This is a genomic window from Litoreibacter janthinus (assembly GCF_900111945.1).
GTDB lineage: Bacteria > Pseudomonadota > Alphaproteobacteria > Rhodobacterales > Rhodobacteraceae > Litoreibacter > Litoreibacter janthinus.
This window is the reverse complement of sequence record NZ_FOYO01000001.1, coordinates 2,210,102-2,227,438: the sequence shown is the minus strand read 5'-3', so window position 1 is coordinate 2,227,438 and position 17,337 is coordinate 2,210,102. Positions and strand designations below refer to the sequence as shown.

The window sequence follows — 17,337 nt, the reverse complement described above, 5'->3', positions numbered from 1 at the left end:
TTACGACGGGAATCGCGCTTGCTATACGCGCTCCACCGTTCCGGCGTAGCTCAGCGGTAGAGCAGTTGACTGTTAATCAATTGGTCGTAGGTTCGATCCCTACCGCCGGAGCCAATAATCTCAATATCTTAGCACGAAATGCAACTTCTCTGCTTTCCCCGGGGTAAGCACGGGGTAAGCATTGTATCGCGTTTTTTCCGTTGCTTTCAGCATTTGGTTGTCCCAGCGTTGAAGCATTCAGGAGGATGCTATGGGCCATATTAGGCTCGGGACATTATCACAGTCAAAAAAGTGGCGTGACGTCATTGGTTTGCTCGATTCAGGTGCTTCGCTGGAAGAAGTAGCCGAAGCGGCGGCGCGGGCGTCTGAACTGGACCTTGGGCGTGCGTCGGATGATCTCTCTTTTCAGTTCGTAACAAGCCTATTGGTCCGCCTACCCTTGATGGCGCGCGCGCCGGGATTTGAAGATGCCTTGGCCGAGATTGGTGTCGGCAATGATGCCGCCACATCAGTCACTTCATTGCTTGCCGGGCTGAAACGGGCGATCGACTTGAATGCCTTTGCCGTCGGTCGGTCGTCAGATGCCGGGGAACTGGCGAAGGCAACACTGCTGGAATGCCTGTCGGTTCAGTTGCATGACCGGTTGCCGTCATTGTTCGAACCGACACGCCAGGATATTCGCAAAGAGCTGGCATCGTTCTCCAGCGGTCAGAACTTCGCGCTTCTGGCACGCGACTTCTTTGCCCGGCTTTCCTACAAATCTCTGGATTATTACCTGAGCCGCGAGTTGGCCAATCATACTGGCGGCGACAAACGGTTCGCATCTGACGCGGATCGCACGGAATTCCAGCGAGGGCTCTCTCAGCATACTTTTGAGGCATCGCAGATTGTCAAAGAGTTCGCAGGGGGCTGGTACGGCAAGACCGTCTGGCAGAAGCAGAGCCTCAGCCAGGATGAGATCAATCAGTTCACGCGGTTTGCGTTCAAGAAAATGAGGTCCGAACTTGGTCGGCGTCGCACCTCAGCCTGAGTACCGGGTCAAATGCCTGCCGCCCATCACATTCGGCGGCGGTGACGAACGGCTGATCTTTGAGGTCAATGGACGCAGAAAGGGTGTGTCGCTCAAAATCAGGCAGTTGAGCCGCCAATTGGTTGCGGCACTGCCGGATCGGGCGCTGGACTTGATTGAAATCGCGGCGCTGGTCTATGCCGTGGACGCCTCTGTCAGTCGCGGGGGACTGACAGATCAGCATATGGGGGCAAAATGGCACCGCAGGTTTCTGATCGAAATGCCGGTGCTGGATTTGTCCCTTTGGACCTCGCCAGACTTACAGCGCGATCTGGAAGAGACACTGATGTTTCTGTCCGGCGACAAGTTCGAGTTCAAGTTCGTTCAACGTGAAGGCAGAACAATCAAGCAATCTGGCTTCTTTGACTATGGGCCGGATTCAGCCTGGGTTCCAGACACCGTGATGATGTTCTCAGGGGGACTGGATTCATTTGCTGGGGCGCTTGAGGAACTGGTCGAGCGCAAGAACAAGGTCGCGTTGATCAGCCATTTCTCGTCCAGCAAGATCGCCCCGATCCAACAGACGCTGCAGAAGGCTATCAGCGAGAAACTCGGCCCCGGAAAATCAATGCATTTCCCAATGCGAGTTCAATTGCAGGACGGCACAAATTCCGAGGGCACCCACCGAACGCGGTCGCTACTGTTTGCTGCACTTGGGGTGGCCACCGCGCTTTCATTTGGCAAGGACAAGGTGTCATTCTACGAAAACGGCATCGTGAGCCTTAACTTGCCGCCGGTCGGCAATGTGCTGGGAACACGCGCGACGCGGACAACCCATCCCCAGACGCTGATCAGGTTCTCAAAGCTGTTCAGCAGTATTTTTAATGCAAAATTGATCATCGACAATCCGTTCTTCTGGCGAACCAAGACCGACATCGTCTCCAAGATCCACCAGCTTGGCATGGGCGACCAGATCGCGAACACTCGAAGCTGTGCCGACGTTCACAACCAGACAAAGCAATACGCGCATTGCGGTCGGTGTTCTCAATGTATCGATCGGCGGTTCGCCATTCTGGCAGCGGGGTTGCAGGCTCAGGACCCGCAAGAGGCCTACCGTGTCGATCTGATGACTGGGGTTCGCAAGGCAGTCCAGGACAAGGAGGCGGCACTGTCCTACGTGCGCAATGCATTTGGATTTGAGGCGATGACGTCCTCCGATCTGGAGCAGAGGTTCCCGCCCATTCTGGATGCAGTCGAGCATTTGCACGAACCGGCAAGTACAGCCCTTTCGCGCCTGACTGAGCTGTTACGGCGTCACGGTACCGCCGTCGCAGGCGTGATGCGCGAAACCATGGATGGTAAACGACCTGACCAGTTTCCCAAAGACAGTCTGCCATTCCTGTTTGGTGAACAGCAGCGCGAGACATACTTTACCCCTCAAATACCACTCTTCCCGAATACGACCTCGGAACCGAGCCTCGAAAAATTTATGTTAGTCTTTGATGAGCAGCGCAAGTGTTTGACCATCAACGATGCCATTGAGGTGAAAGGCGCGGACTACGGGCTATTTATCTGCTTGGCAAAAGAACATCTGCGCGCAGCCGGACTTGGCCTTGATCCGCTGGACTACCCGACGACAACTGCGCGGAAACTGGCGCGCGCCCTGCAAGTTGAGGCCAGTGAAGCTGTGCGCCGCAGGATTTTAAGGGCGCGCAATGCCCTTGCAAAAAAAGCAACTTCCGCAGGACTTGATCCGCACCGCGCAAAAGCGCTGATCGAGAACCTGCCGTCGCACGGATACCGGTTGGCGCCGGATTTGGTCATCGTGCGAATGCCCACCGCCTAGGACGTTACACGATCCCCTTGAATGAAGAAGTATCACCCGCAGGACCGAGGCTGCGTTTGCAGTGCAAATGCGTAGCGGTTGCGGTTGATGCCGATTGAGCGGAAACGCTCTAGTCGTCGTCGATGAGATCAAGATCGCTGTCGCCATCATCCAACGGCCCGCGCTTTCGGAACTTTGCCATGAGGTCTATCTGCCGCCCGGTCGCGACCGATCCATAGGATCGGAAAGTTGTCAGGACATCATCGTGGCCCATGTTCTGCGACCAGGCCTTGTAATCTTCCGGCGTTCGACAATGTTCGCTGGCCAGCTCGGCCAAAGTGTCGCGAACCCGGTGAGGCGAGAATGAAGGTAATCCCGCATCATCAAAGGCCGCCTTGAAAATCTTGGCAGCCGACGATGGGCTGGACCACGGAACCCTGCAGATGCCGGTTGCGGCAAAACGTCGGGATGGGCCCTGGCAAACCTTGGTCTTCGGGAACAGTGGATCGCTAGCAGAAAACAAGTGATCGTCCTTCAGCTCTGCGATCCATTCGCGCACGATGCGTTCGACATCATGGCCGAAGGGAAAGAACGCTGTGGTAAAAGTCTTTCCAAACTTGGTGTCGACGCTTTTGCCGTCGAAATGAACGCAGGCATTGGCAAGATCAACATGGGCAAGCCGAAGCGTAATTGCCGCCCCTTCGCGGGACCCTGTCAAAAACAGGAAGGCAATCAAGGCACGATCCCGGCGCCGAAGCACGGTGTCGGTCGGCATTTGGTGCAACAGGACTCGAACCTGTGCAGGCGATGGGTGTGGCTTCCAGCAACTGCTACGCCGCGCGTTCTCGGATTTGCGATCCGGCGACAGGTAATCTGTATCAGAGGAAGTAATCTTTGATTTGTAGCCGGGCTGATCCGACAACCAGAGGAAAAAGGCCTTCACCTCGCGCAGTGTTCCATTGATCGAACTACGGGACAGCTTTCCGCCAGTGTGTTGATTTTGCTGAGAAGCAAGGCGACGCTTGAAGGCACGGGCGCGTTCAGGATGGAAGGCTCGAAGATCCTTGCCTTCAAGGAAACTCGTGTAGGCAGAGATTGCAGCCGCAGCCTTGTCGACCGAGGCCTCGGAAAGCCCCCTGGCATCCTGTAGCCGGACCAGGTATTTGCGTGTGATGCGCAGGTTATCGGGTGCGCGTTTTGACATGGGTCTGATCCTCATCTCTGAAGGTGACATTTGAGTGGGCATCGGTACAGAACACTAATCTTGGGTTGGCCTGCTGAACTGTGACCGCGATTTTTGCCCGGACGGCTCCCAGATCGGCCCGTCGGATCATCTTGTTCATGATGCACCCGCAATCCGGGCACAGCGCAGACAGCATCCCGGATGATGGCGTTGTCTGTAAGTAATCGGCGAATTTTCCATCAGGTTCCTGCGGCAGCTTGCAGCCCAGGCAATACAATTGGTGCAGGTTAAGTTTGCACCTGGACTTCTTGCGCCCCTGACCAAGAAAAACCTTTAAATCGCTGCCCCTTATCAGCCAGGGGCGCTGCGATCTGTCGGCAATCAGCCCCTTCTCCTTGATCCACCGGATGATAGTCTGCCGATGCCTGCCGAGTGCCTCGGCGGCTTCCCAGACCGTATAAATGCGGTGGCTCTTGATCCTGCTGGGGGCTGGGAAACGGGGCATTACCGTCCCTCCAACGGCAACGGGCCAGAGGTGTTCTGGCAAAGCTGCGCAGCCTCATAGGCCTCGATGTCTTTCTCGCGATAAAGAACCCGCGCGCCGATCTTCAGGAATCTCGGCCCCTTGCCCAGCCAACGCCACTGCTCAAGTGTCCTAGGTGATATCTGCCAGCGCAGCGCCAGCTGTTCCTGCGAAATTTTGTCCACGGCAAACCTCAATTCTTCTGCGAAGGCCGAGGTGTTTCGGCCCGCTTCGTGCCCTGATCTTGGGGCCTTACGAGATGGAATGATGTTGACAGCCGAGCGAATGGCGTGACCAAGGTGGGTGCTAACTAATTGAAAATTATAGGTGTCCCGAACAAAAGTGTGACCAAAACAAATTAGGCATCACGCAGCGGGATCTGCGCTGGCTATTCCTTGGGAATCAAGTGGTGTGACCAGGGGCACGAGGTGGTGCTCTATTTGCGGCCCTGTGCTGGTGCCCGTTTCCGAATGCCGAAATTCTCAGATTCGCGCAGCTCTGATCACTGGCAACCTGTCCGCATCCGAAACCGTCGCCGCCAACGCGGCCAGCCTGGTCAGGCCGATCGGACATTGCCCATTCGTCTGCGTAATTTTGGCGACAGGCCAGGCGACCGCGCCGACAAGATGGCAGTCGAGCGTGAATTTTCGCCCCGGAAGCATCTGTTCCAATGCACCTGCGGCCGTGTAAAGATCGTCATGATGGCCGGTGATCCTGGCACGATCGGCACTCACTGCGCCGCCTGCATTTCCTGGGCCGTCGGGGCGGCCAGCACCGCAGAATGAATATATCCATTCCCCAACGATCTACACAGTCTGACTTGCGAAAACTCGCAGTTCGCGCCAGTCTCTGACTATACGTGTCTGGCCCTGATCATGAAAGAATTTCGATCCTACTCTGCGATTGGCGGACATCACCGCAGCGGCCAATCTAGGCCCACATATATGCCAACCCGTGCACACCTGCCCTACAAAGCAGCATTCCGCCAGGACGACCAAGGATAGCCACAATGCCCAGTGAAGCTGAACCACAACAGGCAGACGCCACAGACCACACTGTCAAAAAACTCGCGATCTGGTTCCAGTTTCCGATCGTGATCGACGATATGCCCCCAGACATGGCTCCGTGGGTCAAGGCGACCGGGCCGCTCGGCGATTTTGGGGATCATACATATTTCCATGGCTTCGTCGCGGATCAACTGTTCGGAACACCGCCCAGCGACGGCAACCCGGCAAGCGCCAAGCCTCCCACCTTTGATACCTACAAACGCACCGACTTGAATAGCGACTGGTTCGGCGACAAACTGCTTTTCGAAAAGGATCTGGGTTTCGCTGTCAAACGGTTCGGCTTTCGCGTGACCAACGCCGAATTGCGCATCATGTCGCGCGGGCAAAAGCGGCTGGCCGTGGTAACTGTCGCGGTTCTGATCACCAAGGCAGCGCAATGCGCCTGGAAACCTGACATGGGCGAAGCCTTGCGATCCAACGACTTCCCCGACCGCCCCTTCACCCTTGCCGATGCTCAGGACGCACTGGATTGGATGCGCCGGGTCTATCCGCGCTGGTGGCGGAAAACACCGTTCAAGCCCATCCCCGGAGACACGCTGTACCGCGTGTTTCGGACCACTCCGGACACCAGTGGCCCTGACGAACAGGACATGGACGAGACCTTTGCAAACACGGGCCGCGTACCGCTCTTGCCTTGGGTGCGCGGGCTGATCCGTCCGCTCGTCGTCGATGGCCCGCTGCCACGGGGCACCGGCAATACCGCGCCACCCAACGCCCGTCACATGAACGACGAACGCGCCTATATGGCCAGCGTCGTCACCCTGAACCAGTTGCAGCGCGACGGCGAGACGCTAAGCGAACAGCAGACCATGCTGGCCCTGCGCCAGGGCGATCAGTTTCGGCTAGCAGAGGCGGATCGGTCAGGCCCTGGAACGAACTACTATAGTCCTGATTTCAACAGGAGCCTCCGCGACGCGATCTTTTACGACCGCCATGCGCCCCACAAAGACGCTGACCCGGGCCGCACCACCTACTACATGTTCAGTCATAAACATATCTGTGCTGCCACCACATGGGACCAGGCGACTGATGACATGGGCGACTATTACCGGCATATGCACATGCTCTGCGTGTTTGAATATCATCAATTGCTGGTGTTCTCGCAGAACCTCAGCGATCTGGTGCGCCGGTATCGCGACAATCGACAGGACGACGAACGCTTTCTGGAGGACCTCCAAAAGATCCGCGCCGATTTCTTGACCCACACCCATCTGCACCACTTCTCCAACGTCTCCTCGCAACTGCAACCGCGCGAGATCTATGATCGGCTTTACACTGCCTTTGGCATTGAAAAGATGTTCCGCGAGGTAGACGAGGAACTGCGCTCTGCCACCGACTTTGCCGCAACGCTTCGCACCCAGGCCCAAGCGAGACGCGACAGCACGCTGAACGAATACGTGGCGCTAGGAATTCCCGCAGCGTTGGCGGTCGGGCTGGGCGGGATGAACTTGCTGGTGGGAGCAGAGTCATTTGATCTGGCCATGTTCAATGACAAGGCGCACCCGCTGGCCTGGCAGATCGGCCAGTTTTCTCTGCTGGTGGCGTTCAGCTTTGTCGCATGGAACTGGTTCACGACCCTGTTTCTGAAACCGTCGGGCCAGGATAAGCCAGTAGAGAAGTCCGCGACCAAACCGGCGCTTGTGATTGCTGGGGTTTCTGCCGTGATCTCTTTTGTTGCTTATGGGTATCTTTTCATGCAGTCTTGAGTTTGCAGGGGCCTGGACCGAATTCGGCCTTGGAAATCAGCCAAGCCCCTGAAAACAAACCTGTATCAGCGCTTTTTTGGACGAAACCTCCGAAACAGCGCACGAATTGAAGGGGGAAATGAATCAGGCTTGGAAATACGTCAGTTTTTATGCCTTGTATCAGAGGATTGCAGAGAGCCAGTCGAAGACACATGTCCGCATGGAAGCGGATTGAGACTTCCCAAATGAGCCTTACTGCTGTCATTATGGGTCGAAGACACATGTCCGCATGGAAGCGGATTGAGACACGGACGTCGAGATGATGCGTTTTACCGAAGCGGTCGAAGACACATGTCCGCATGGAAGCGGATTGAGACTCCGGCGAATGAAGTCGACGTGGATACCGTTGTCGAAGACACATGTCCGCATGGAAGCGGATTGAGACGATGACTTCTGCGAGCAGTGCATCATAAGCAACGTCGAAGACACATGTCCGCATGGAAGCGGATTGAGACACATTCATTCCTACAGGGGGGGAGATAGTCTAAGTCGAAGACACATGTCCGCATGGAAGCGGATTGAGACGCAAAGGCGATTCACCATTGTTTGAACGAAGGTCGAAGACACATGTCCGCATGGAAGCGGATTGAGTCTGGACCTGCCATTGCCTGATCAGAAAAGCGATCCGGCCCGACGCCGGGTCGTTTTTGTTTGCGCATTCCTGCACAGTGAGTATCGTTGACAGATTACTCAGCGATTGGGTGTACCATGTTTTTGTATTTCGAAGGCGTCAATCATGCCGAAACGCTGTATGACACCGACGACATTTCCACCATCCGCGGCAGTTCGATCCAGCTCGAGGATCTGGGCCCCAAAATGAAGGCGGCCTGCGCCCCCCTGAACCCCCAATTGCTGTCTTTCGGCGCCTCCAAGGCCCTGCTCTACATCGACGCGCCCCGCACAGCATTGGAACAGGCGGGGCAAGACGCGGTGCAGCGCGCCGAATGGCAGCCCTTTTCGATCACCTGGGGTATCGGTGACAGTGACGCCCAGGCGATTGCCGCCGCCCGTATCCGCCAGTTCCAAAGCTGGACCTTTCCGCCCCCCGATCCCGCCGCCGCCGCCGTGCAGGACGCCCTTGACCAGACCCGCCCGGCGACGATCCTTGATATTCACGGCAGTGGAGAAAAGCGGATGCTGTCCCCCGCCACCAGTGCCCGCCGCGAGAACGGCAAAAAGAACCGCCGGAATCTCTTTACCGACGCGCAAAAATTCGCCCCGCCACAAAGTTTCGAGGATATCACCGCCGACCCGCCCCCCGACATCCCGCAAATGGTGCGCGGCAAGCTGGCGGTGATCTATGCCGACGGCGCCGGTGGCGGCAAGCTGCGCAAGGCAGTCGGTGACGACTTGTTGTTCAGCAAAGACATCGCCAAGCATCGCGCAGCCCTGGCCGCCGCAGTAGAAAGCTGGATGCTCGCGCGCGGCCCTTATGGTTGTCGCACACAGAACGGCAAGACGGTCCCCCGGTTTGACACGCTGCTGTGGGGCGGCGACGATATGACTTTTATCCTGCCCGCATGGCTGGCGCTCCCCTTTATCGGATTCTTCTTCGAGCAGATCGAAAACTGGACCTTTATGACCAAAACGCAGGGCGAACAGCACCTGCGCCATCGACTAAGCTGCGTGATCGCGGGTCAGAAAACCCCGATCCGCCAGTTCCGCACTCTGGCAAGGAACGGCGACAGCCTGCTGAAAAGAGCCGTCAAGAACACTCTAGATGATGCCCCGCAAAGCGCCTTTTCAATCGATATCTTCGAAAGCTCGGCGCTGCCGTTTGACGGGCTTCTTGCCTATCGACGCCAGCTTTACAGCCCGACCTACGAACCCAAGGACGACTTTTTCCTGCCCCCGGACGCCACCAAGCTGACGGATTTCTGCGCCGATGTCCTGCGCGCCGATGACGAGGGCGTGTTGTCTGTCACCCAGATCCATGGTGCACTGGAAAGCCTGCGCCGAGGTCAGGGCGATGATCCGTCCTCGTTGACGGTCGCCTCGTCAAAAGGCGACAATCGCACCCGCGAACTCGTGACCTCATATTATGAGCGCGTCAAAGGTTCTCCGCCGCCATTCGACGCAATCATCGCGGCATTTTCGGATCAACCGCGCCGGTTCTCGATGCTGCTTGCGCAAGCTGCACAACTGCACCCCTACGCAGTTGCAGCACGGAAAGCTTTGCAATGAAGCGGCACGCCTTTGATCTGAACATCACCGTATTCGCACCATTCCTGTTCCCCGGAGTTGCCGCTGGCCGATATGGGCTGGACCGAGTCGCCTTGCGCAAAAAGGGTGGCGATCTGGTTTTGCCAATGGATCAGGTGCGCGGCATCCTACTGCACGGCGTGCGGGCCCTGGCCAAGGTCACACATGATCCCGCCGCCACAACGTCAAATATTCGCGCCCTATTCGGTGCAGAGTCAGGCGATGCAACCGACGATACTGCAGCAAGCCTCGATCCCCTTCGCGGCTCGCTGTTCCTGACCGATCTGACAGCGCCGGTTCCCGCATCAAACCTGAAAACCAACACCTATCCGAGGGTCAGGATCGACGAGGATAGCGGCGCGGCGGCAGAGGGTCAGCTGCTCTTTGTCGAACAACTCGTAGCCCCAGGAAAGGACGTCGATTTCACTGGCGAACTGGCTTTCTATTGTACCGACGCCGAGGCGGAACAAAGGCTGCAACTGCTATCGGCGGCGCTAAGAATAACGCTATCTGTCGGTTCATATAAGTCCATCGGGTTCGGCCTGATCAAGCAAGAGACATCCGGTATTGTCAGGCGGACGGTTCCGGCAGCGCCGGTTGCCTCGTTGCCACCAGAAAGCCGGATTGCCTGGTCCTTCACTCTTGACCGCCCATATCTGGTCGATGCAACCCGAATTGCAAACAACGCCTATCTGGGCAGCGCTGCAATTCCAGGCGGCACGCTCAAGGGATGTCTTGCCAGAAACCTGCAGTTGCTGGGGGTGGATATTCAAACTCCAGAGATGCAACAAGGCCTCGCTGCGCTGCATGTATCCCATGCTCGACCAACTGGGTCTGGCGACAGGACAATCCCGATCTCGATTGTTCAGGACAGCAGAACCCAGACATTCCATGATCTCCTGGCGCCGCACAATACAGAGCCCGAATTTTCGCCCAGTTTCGCGCTGGACTGGAAGTCAGACACTGAACGTCTGGCCCGTGGACTGCTTGGGCAGACAGAGCAAATCGATACCTTCGAAGAACGCGTGCACTCAGCCATAAACGCGGACACCGGCGCCGTTGTCGACGAAAAGCTGTTCAGCACAATCAGCGTCGTGCCCGACAAGAAAGGTTTTCAGTCCGTTCTGGATTTTGGTGGTGTGGCTGCGGACGCTAAAAAAACCATAGCGGATGCCTTGATGCGTGGACTGGAAGGTCTGGGCCGCACCGGCGCGCGGCTTGGCTCAAACGTATTGACCCCGGCGCAAGATCAGTTTTCGACCGTCAGCGCTGGCGAGGTATGTCTCATTTTGCTCTCGCCGGGTCTTTGCGCTCAATACGATGACGGCGCAGATGCCCCGTCAGCGTATGCGGTGTTTTGGCAGCGCATCTTTCCAAACTCGGAATTGCTGGACTTTTATGCAGCGCAGTCTCTGGTCGGCGGCTATCAGGGGCGGCGCTTCGGGCTGGACGACGGGCAATATCGACCCTGGCTATTGACGAACCCGGGCTCTGTTTTCAAGTTTGCACTAGATGCATCTGACGTACCAACGGCCAACGCAATTCTTGCTCGGGGGCTTGCCAGAACGGAAATCGCCGGAACGCGCCTGACTTGGGAAAACTGCCCCTTTGTCCGCGAAAACGGCTACGGCGAAGTCTCAGTCTATCACCCAAACAAGAACCTGTCAGAACCGAGGGCGAATTGATGCAACGTGTTTCCATCTCGGTCAACTTCCAGACCAGATCAGTCCTGCACATCGGGACCGGCGCAGTTGACGAAACGCCAGAGGGTGAAGCCGACATCGCCGCGATCACTATTGATCAGCAGGGCAACCCTTGGATCCCGGGAAGCACGCTAAAGGGTGCCCTGCGCGCTGCGTGCGATGGCGCCGCAAAGGACCTTTTGTTCGGGACCCCGCATGAAATGGCGCAGATTTCGGCAAAAGCCGCCAATACCGATACCACCTCGCAAAGCCGCCCGAAAACCTTTCGCGGCCTTGTCACGGTCACCGGGGCGACCTGTGCCACCGACAAAACCCTACAGATCTCGCGCACTCATATCGACCCAGGAACCGGCGTCGCCGAGGCCACCAAACTTTTCACCACGCTCTATGTCGAGGTTGGAACGAAATTTCAGGCGACCTTCTGGCTTGATGGCCCGATTGCCACTGGAAACGCCGACCTGACTGAATTCCTGACAGTTCTGTCTGAATTTGCAACACCAGAGGGACGCGAGATCGGCGCGGGCAAGGCTGATGGACTTGGACGGATAGCCATAACAGGCGACGTCACCATAAAACGGATGCACCTGACTCAGCGCGGTTATGAAACGGTATCTGAGGAGTCCAAAACCCTGACGCCACCCACCCAATCCACACAGCCTGAAACCTTTGTACTGGAATGCCCCGGCCCCTATCTGGTCAGGGATGGCACCAAACCCGAAAGCGCTGCCCCCGACGCACCGCAAATCACCACCCCCCTGCGCAACGCCGCCACAGATGCGCCCCGCCAGATTGGCACCGGCATCTCCGGCGCCCTGCGCGCCCGGGCTGCCTGGCTTCTGGCCCTCGCCGAACACCGCGAGGACGCCACCCTCTCAAACACCCCGAAACCCTGCCCGACCTCCAGTGGGCCGCAGGACCTGTCTGTCCTGAAACGGCTGTTCGGCGACACCGGCTATCGTGCCCGCCTGAAACTGATGGTCACGCATATCTCGTGCAAGAAGCCCCCCTCGTTCCACCCCTCTGTCGCCATCGACCCGATCTCGCAGGCCCCCTACGAAGGCGCCCTGTTCAAAATAGAGGCAGACCACGGTGTCGCCCTCAACTTTACCCTGACCCCCTGGCAACCCCTAGACGAGGACGAGGACCTACTGTTCCAAGCCCTATGCACAGACATCCGCAAGAACGGCCTGACACTGGGCGCAGGCACCACCAAGGGCTTTGGCTGGTTCCAGACCCCGAACACCGACCTGACCACCGCAGAAATCAAACACCACAGGCCCGACCCGTCGGCAGCCGATACCCTGCTGGATCGCCTGCCAGACGAGCGCGTCACCCTACCCTACCGAAACATGGCCGTCGACCTTCACCGCATCGGCCTGCCACCCCAGGACATCACCGAAGCCTGGCGCAACAGCACCTTGCACGACCAGCCTCTAAACGGAGGCGTCAGTGGCTGGCTCGACGTGACTTGGTGCTTTGAAACGCCAATGCTGATCGGCGATGGCAAGACGCCCTGCGCCCCGCAAAGGATCGACGGTCACGCAGTCCTGCCAGGAACCACCCTGCGCGGCAACCTTCGGGCGATCGTCGCTGCCGCCACCTCGGCGCGGCTGACCCACGTCAACCCAGTCGCCGACGCCATCCTACCTGCCGTGACCGGCCCCCTTCAGGCCCAGGTACAAGCGCTGCTGAATTCGCCCATCCACTCACCTGCGCCTGACGAAAACTTCGCTCCCGACTTTACCGAGGCGCTCTTTGGCTACATCCGCGACCGCGCTACAGACGACACCGGCCCCGCAACACACCGCCGCTTGCACCTGAAATCACGACTGTCGTTCGGCTTTGCCACCCTGACAAATAATGACGACCTGCGCCTACGGATGACGCCCTACAGCCTTGTCATGGGCGGCCCCAACCCGTCCTCCAATCTCTACGACCAGATCGCGCGCAAGACCTACCCGGCAGACACTGCCAATCCCGACCGGGTCCGAACGCGGCTAACCGCGCACGCCGCAAACCCAGAGGACAACACCGTCAGCACCCTTAAATTCCTGCACCCGGCAGCCAACGGCTTGTTGCAATTTCGCGGTCGGATCAGGTTTCACAATGTCCTGCCACAGGAACTCGGCGCGCTGCTCTGGGCCGTCACATGGGGCGGCGATCCGCGACGGCGGCACCGGATCGGTCATGCCAAGGCCTTTGGGGCGGGCAAATGCTTTGCCTCCGGCCTGCATCTGCATGTGCAGCCAAATGACACCAGCACACCAGTTGCGGCGATACCTCCCGAAACCAGCCTCTTCGGCCTGCAAGGCCACGGGATCATGCCCTACCTCAACGCCTTCACGACCTATCTTTCCGACGGACGACTGTCAGGCGCGCAGAGCTTTGAAGAACTAGTCAGTGCCGCGCGACCTGAAATCGGGCGTCATCTGCGCGGGCAGGATGTTCGCTATCAGACATGGGAGCAACTGCGCGATCATGCCCCGGAGATCCGCACCGCAAACGGCGGACGACTTGCCGCCATGTTGAAACCATGACCCCGCAGCGCCCCCGACACTCAGACAATCCAATAGCCCTCTGTGGTCTCGAACGGCATGCCGTCGCCGTAAACCCGGCTGCGTTCCAGCCCGTTGGCGCCCACCGCATAGACCCGCAGGCTGTCGCCCGGATCAAGCTCTGCCGCGACCCGCTGGGCAACCGCCGCCGCCTGCTGTCGAGTCATCCGCGTCTCGAACACCGAATACTGCACCCGGCTGGCCGCATCCTCCAGGATTTTCGCCACCCGGCGGCGCTTTTTGTCTCTGGACACATCATAGGTGAAAACCGTCAGCATCTCGCCGCGCGCCATGAAAACCTCTACAGAAAACCCAGCAAATTCAACCGAAAACTGCCCTATCTGCCTTGGAAACTCAAGAAATTGTTGATTCTATTCTCAAATCTAGCGAACTTTTGCAGAAACCCCGAAGAACCATGAAAGGTCAAACCCGAAATTGACTCCGGCTTGGAAAGATGCCAACTTAACCCAGTGGTATCAGACGGTTGCAGAAGGGCAGTCTGAGACCATTGTCCGCACGGAAGCGGATTGAGACTTGCTTCCCGAAGGTCTTTGACGTTTTCCTTGCGTCTGAGACCATTGTCCGCACGGAAGCGGATTGAGACTTCCCCTTGAATTCTAAGGTACACAACGCAACCAGTATCTGAAGTCTGAGACCATTGTCCGCACGGAAGCGGATTGAGACGCAGTTCAAAGCTGGGAATAACCACCATTTAGGTCTGAGACCATTGTCCGCACGGAAGCGGATTGAGACTGCGTATGTTGCAGCCAAGTGTACGGTGCCCGGTCTGAGACCATTGTCCGCACGGAAGCGGATTGAGACTAGATCGAAATGGTTTCATTTGTACCTCACGGTCTGACAGACATGTCCGCATGGATGCGGATTGACGGTCTGTCGCTGCTGTCCCGCCTGCGCGGGCCGTCGTCGAGTTGTGCGTGTCTGGCAGCTGGCCCGGGGGGCTGTGAGTTGCTGGCAGTACTTGCGCCGGAGCCGCACCGGCGTTGCACGAATGTGGATTTAGGACGCGTAAATCGGCGGGCACAAACTGCTTATTTCATTTTGCGCCCTAATATCAGCAACTTGCCCCCGACCTCCATGGGGGCACCCGTTTTCGGAGCTGTAAGTCAGCCCGGATCAGCCTCTAATCCCAGCATGTAGCGCCCCGGCCCCGCCGCGCATTTCGCCCCGATATGAGTCTGCACCCCCAGCTGCAAGAGCCTCCCGATCAGATCCCCAGGCGCCGGATATCGCAACCACCCGCAACGCCCGGTCTGCTTTCGCGGCACCTTCGCCGCGCTGAACCGCCCGCCGCGATGCCAGTGATCATCTTGCCCCTCATGCTGCGCCAGCCCTCCGATCCGCGCTGCATCGGCCTTCAGTTCCGCCGCGTCCAGTTCCAGCACCACCCCATGCCAGCGCGCCATTCCGGTTATCCGGTTGCCCAGCCCAGTTAGCAGCGACACCGGATCAAAGATCGGCTTCTTAGCGCGGCTCTGCATCACCGGCGTCAGAAAGTTCAGAACTACGGGCGTATTCATCGGCCGCCGGACCGGCACCGGCAGCGCCACCTGTTCCATCGCCAGAACCCGAGGTCGCAACCGTCTGCCTCCCCCCGCTTCCAGCCCGGCTCGCAATCCGGCCACCAGCCCCGCCCCGAATTCATGCGCCCGATCACAGGCCTCTCCAAACAGCCGTAACGTGACCAGAAGGTCCTCGCCAGCTGGGTCGGTCTGAATAACGAAAGGTTTGGGCATTTCTAGCCCCCCAGTCACACTGGCGCGCGCATTGTGAAACAGATCGTAGGTGCAGGGCGGTTGAAACGGACACTGTTGCCCGGCGACCGCCTGATCGGACGCGCCAGCCCGCAACGCATGTCCCATCGCGCCGCGAATCTTTTGCGGGATCTCGGTGTAGCGGGCAACCTGCCCATGCCCGTCGCATAGCACTCGGATTTCCAAAGCGCGCCAAATGTCGAACAGTGCATCCAGGCACACGACAGGCTCCGGTCCTGTAGGCTTTGTCTGCAAGGGATAGGTTAAAGTGCGCAAGGGAAGTCATTTCAAATCGAGGAATCCACACGAAAGATGTTTCCATACTTCGGCAATGTCCAGTCAATCCGGTTGCGCCTTGCCGCTACCAGTCATCTTGCCCGCAAACATCTCTGCCGCTTGGCGCAGCGGATCGTCCGCGAGATGCGCATATCGTTGGGTTGTGGATGGGTTTGTGTGCCCCAACAGGCGCCCCACGATGGGCAAACTCAGCCCACTCGATACTAGGTGGGACGCATGGGTGTGGCGATTGTCATGTAGGCGGTAGTCGGACAGTCGGGCCATAGAGCATATCTGTTTCCAAACCCGCCGCAGGCTCTGCAATGGCTTCTCAGGATCCCGCCCCGGAAACAAGTATTCTGACGAAGACAATGGTCGCTGGATCCGGAGCAGTTCAATCGCCGCCGAAGACAGGGGCAGATACTCGGTGCGTTTCTGCTTGGTGTGGTGCGACGGTTTGATCCACACATCCCGATCGAAATCAAAATCCGCCCATTTCGCAGTCAGGATTTCGCCAATCCGCGCACCGGTCAGCAATTGCAAACGGATAGCATTTGCCGCCAGTTGGTTTGGATGCTGATCCAGCGCGTCAGTGAGTCTTATTAGTTCTGCATCGGAAAGCCACCGGTGCCTTTTGTCTTCGTAGTACTTCTCCACTCCACGAGCCGGATTGTCAGGCCGCCAGCCCCAACGAACCGACAACTCGAACATCTTGGACAACAGCGACAGCGTTCTATTTGCCTGATATGGAGTTTCGCACATGGAGTTGTGCAATACTTGCACGTCCTGATGCCGTACTTCGCAGACTTTGTATTTGACCAAACTAGGTAGAATAAATCTATCCAGCATGACCCGGTCATTCTTTACGCTATTCGGTCGTTTTTTTGGCACAGCATGTTTCGATAGATAGTCCTCAGCAAGATCGCGGATCGTCGGTGCTGCCCGAGTAATATGTGCTTCGGCTACCGGGTCGCCACCACGCATCACGTCGGCGAGGTAACCCCTAGCAATCGTACGTGCCGCTTGAAACCCTAGGAGTGGCCCGTGGCGTCCTATTGTCTTTCGTCGCGAGCGACCCGAGGTACGATTGCGATACTGGATAATGTAAGTTTTGATTCCAGTCGGCTTTACGCGCACGCCGAAACCGGGAAGTGAGTCATCCCAAAATACGACATCTGCCTTCTCTGCCGCGAGGTGGTCCACGATTGATTTTGACAGCTTCAACTGGGGCATCACACATTCCGCTTGGGATATCGGGTAAGCATAAGGTAAGCCAGAATACGCGAATTGGGAAGAGTTTGGTAGCACGCTGAAGTAGGCCGACATTCCAAAAATTTTGATTTTATTGTTATAAATCGCGAAGTATCGAATCTCATCGAAATTCAACGAGCTATGGGTCATAAGACTGTTAATCAATTGGTCGTAGGTTCGATCCCTACCGCCGGAGCCAATTCACCCTAGTCGGCAGATAATTGGC

At 57.6% G+C, this 17,337-nt stretch carries 13 protein-coding genes, 1 tRNA gene and 2 CRISPR repeat arrays; of the genes, 7 read left to right on the top strand and 7 right to left on the bottom strand.

Annotated features, from left to right (window positions below; translation table 11 throughout):
• The first annotated feature begins 39 nt into the window (after positions 1–39).
• The 3 genes from BM352_RS11135 (at position 40) to BM352_RS11125 (ending at position 2,855) form a co-directional block, all read left to right on the top strand.
• Positions 40–114 (top strand) — tRNA-Asn (locus BM352_RS11135).
• Between the two features lie 136 nt (positions 115–250).
• Positions 251–1,030, top strand: a complete 780-nt coding sequence (locus BM352_RS11130) for a hypothetical protein (RefSeq protein ID WP_090216754.1) — start codon at positions 251–253, stop codon at positions 1,028–1,030.
• Positions 1,005–2,855 (top strand): 7-cyano-7-deazaguanine synthase, encoded by a 1,851-nt coding sequence (locus BM352_RS11125; protein WP_090216751.1) that lies wholly within the window; start codon positions 1,005–1,007, stop codon positions 2,853–2,855. The genes BM352_RS11130 and BM352_RS11125 overlap by 26 nt, the downstream gene beginning before the upstream one ends.
• Positions 2,856–2,964: 109 nt before the next feature.
• Here the strand turns inward: BM352_RS11125 and BM352_RS11120 are convergent, their stop codons facing one another.
• From BM352_RS11120 to BM352_RS18795, 4 genes are all read right to left on the bottom strand, one after another.
• Positions 2,965–4,038, bottom strand: a complete 1,074-nt coding sequence (locus tag BM352_RS11120; RefSeq protein WP_090216750.1) for a tyrosine-type recombinase/integrase — start codon at positions 4,036–4,038, stop codon at positions 2,965–2,967.
• A complete protein-coding gene (locus BM352_RS11115) occupies positions 4,016–4,522 on the bottom strand; it encodes a helix-turn-helix domain-containing protein (RefSeq protein ID WP_090216748.1) in 507 nt (168 codons plus the stop codon). The genes BM352_RS11120 and BM352_RS11115 overlap by 23 nt, the downstream gene beginning before the upstream one ends.
• Entirely contained in the window at positions 4,522–4,725 is a 204-nt protein-coding gene (locus tag BM352_RS11110) for a helix-turn-helix domain-containing protein (protein ID WP_090216746.1), read from the bottom strand. The genes BM352_RS11115 and BM352_RS11110 overlap by 1 nt, the downstream gene beginning before the upstream one ends.
• Before the next feature lie 297 nt (positions 4,726–5,022).
• Entirely contained in the window at positions 5,023–5,274 is a 252-nt protein-coding gene (locus tag BM352_RS18795; protein ID WP_139229824.1) for a hypothetical protein, read from the bottom strand.
• 359 nt (positions 5,275–5,633) lie between these two features.
• Here BM352_RS18795 and BM352_RS11100 point away from each other — a divergent pair, with 359 nt between their 5' ends.
• The 4 genes from BM352_RS11100 (at position 5,634) to BM352_RS11085 (ending at position 13,794) form a co-directional block, all read left to right on the top strand.
• Complete coding sequence (locus BM352_RS11100; protein WP_139229823.1) at positions 5,634–7,313, top strand: hypothetical protein; 1,680 nt, start codon at positions 5,634–5,636, stop codon at positions 7,311–7,313.
• A 180-nt stretch (positions 7,314–7,493) separates the two neighbouring features.
• A CRISPR array of direct repeats spans positions 7,494–7,945; the repeat unit is 37 nt; unit sequence GTCGAAGACACATGTCCGCATGGAAGCGGATTGAGAC.
• A 115-nt stretch (positions 7,946–8,060) separates the two neighbouring features.
• A complete protein-coding gene (locus BM352_RS11095) occupies positions 8,061–9,536 on the top strand; it encodes a hypothetical protein (RefSeq protein WP_090216740.1) in 1,476 nt (491 codons plus the stop codon).
• On the top strand, positions 9,533–11,239 hold the full coding sequence (locus BM352_RS11090) for an RAMP superfamily CRISPR-associated protein (protein WP_090216738.1): 1,707 nt from the start codon (positions 9,533–9,535) through the stop codon (positions 11,237–11,239). The genes BM352_RS11095 and BM352_RS11090 overlap by 4 nt, the downstream gene beginning before the upstream one ends.
• Entirely contained in the window at positions 11,239–13,794 is a 2,556-nt protein-coding gene (locus BM352_RS11085) for an RAMP superfamily CRISPR-associated protein (protein WP_090216736.1), read from the top strand. Before BM352_RS11090 ends, BM352_RS11085 begins: the two co-directional genes overlap by 1 nt.
• A 20-nt stretch (positions 13,795–13,814) precedes the next feature.
• On the opposite strand, the gene cas2 is transcribed toward BM352_RS11085, so the two are convergent.
• From cas2 to BM352_RS11070, 3 genes are all read right to left on the bottom strand, one after another.
• On the bottom strand, positions 13,815–14,105 hold the full coding sequence (gene cas2, locus BM352_RS11080) for a CRISPR-associated endonuclease Cas2 (RefSeq protein ID WP_090216734.1): 291 nt from the start codon (positions 14,103–14,105) through the stop codon (positions 13,815–13,817).
• A 204-nt stretch (positions 14,106–14,309) separates the two neighbouring features.
• A CRISPR array of direct repeats spans positions 14,310–14,634; the repeat unit is 37 nt; unit sequence GTCTGAGACCATTGTCCGCACGGAAGCGGATTGAGAC.
• Positions 14,635–14,936: 302 nt separating this feature from the next.
• A complete protein-coding gene (gene cas6 / locus BM352_RS11075) occupies positions 14,937–15,839 on the bottom strand; it encodes a CRISPR system precrRNA processing endoribonuclease RAMP protein Cas6 (protein ID WP_139229821.1) in 903 nt (300 codons plus the stop codon).
• 84 nt (positions 15,840–15,923) lie between these two features.
• Positions 15,924–17,261 carry a tyrosine-type recombinase/integrase gene (locus tag BM352_RS11070; RefSeq protein ID WP_245780976.1) on the bottom strand — a complete coding sequence of 446 codons (1,338 nt, stop codon included), beginning with the start codon at positions 17,259–17,261 and terminating at the stop codon, positions 15,924–15,926.
• Positions 17,262–17,337 lie beyond the last annotated feature (76 nt).

Bases quoted from the DNA above. Each gene is read 5' to 3' on its own strand.
- BM352_RS11130 (WP_090216754.1), top strand. From the start codon at position 251: ATGGGCCATATTAGGCTCGGGACATTATCACAGTCAAAAAAGTGGCGT.
- BM352_RS11120 (WP_090216750.1), bottom strand. From the start codon at position 4,038: ATGTCAAAACGCGCACCCGATAACCTGCGCATCACACGCAAATACCTG.
- BM352_RS11115 (WP_090216748.1), bottom strand. From the start codon at position 4,522: ATGCCCCGTTTCCCAGCCCCCAGCAGGATCAAGAGCCACCGCATTTAT.
- BM352_RS11095 (WP_090216740.1), top strand. From the start codon at position 8,061: ATGTTTTTGTATTTCGAAGGCGTCAATCATGCCGAAACGCTGTATGAC.
- BM352_RS11090 (WP_090216738.1), top strand. From the start codon at position 9,533: ATGAAGCGGCACGCCTTTGATCTGAACATCACCGTATTCGCACCATTC.
- BM352_RS11085 (WP_090216736.1), top strand. From the start codon at position 11,239: ATGCAACGTGTTTCCATCTCGGTCAACTTCCAGACCAGATCAGTCCTG.
- cas2 (WP_090216734.1), bottom strand. From the start codon at position 14,105: ATGGCGCGCGGCGAGATGCTGACGGTTTTCACCTATGATGTGTCCAGA.
- BM352_RS11070 (WP_245780976.1), bottom strand. From the start codon at position 17,261: ATGACCCATAGCTCGTTGAATTTCGATGAGATTCGATACTTCGCGATT.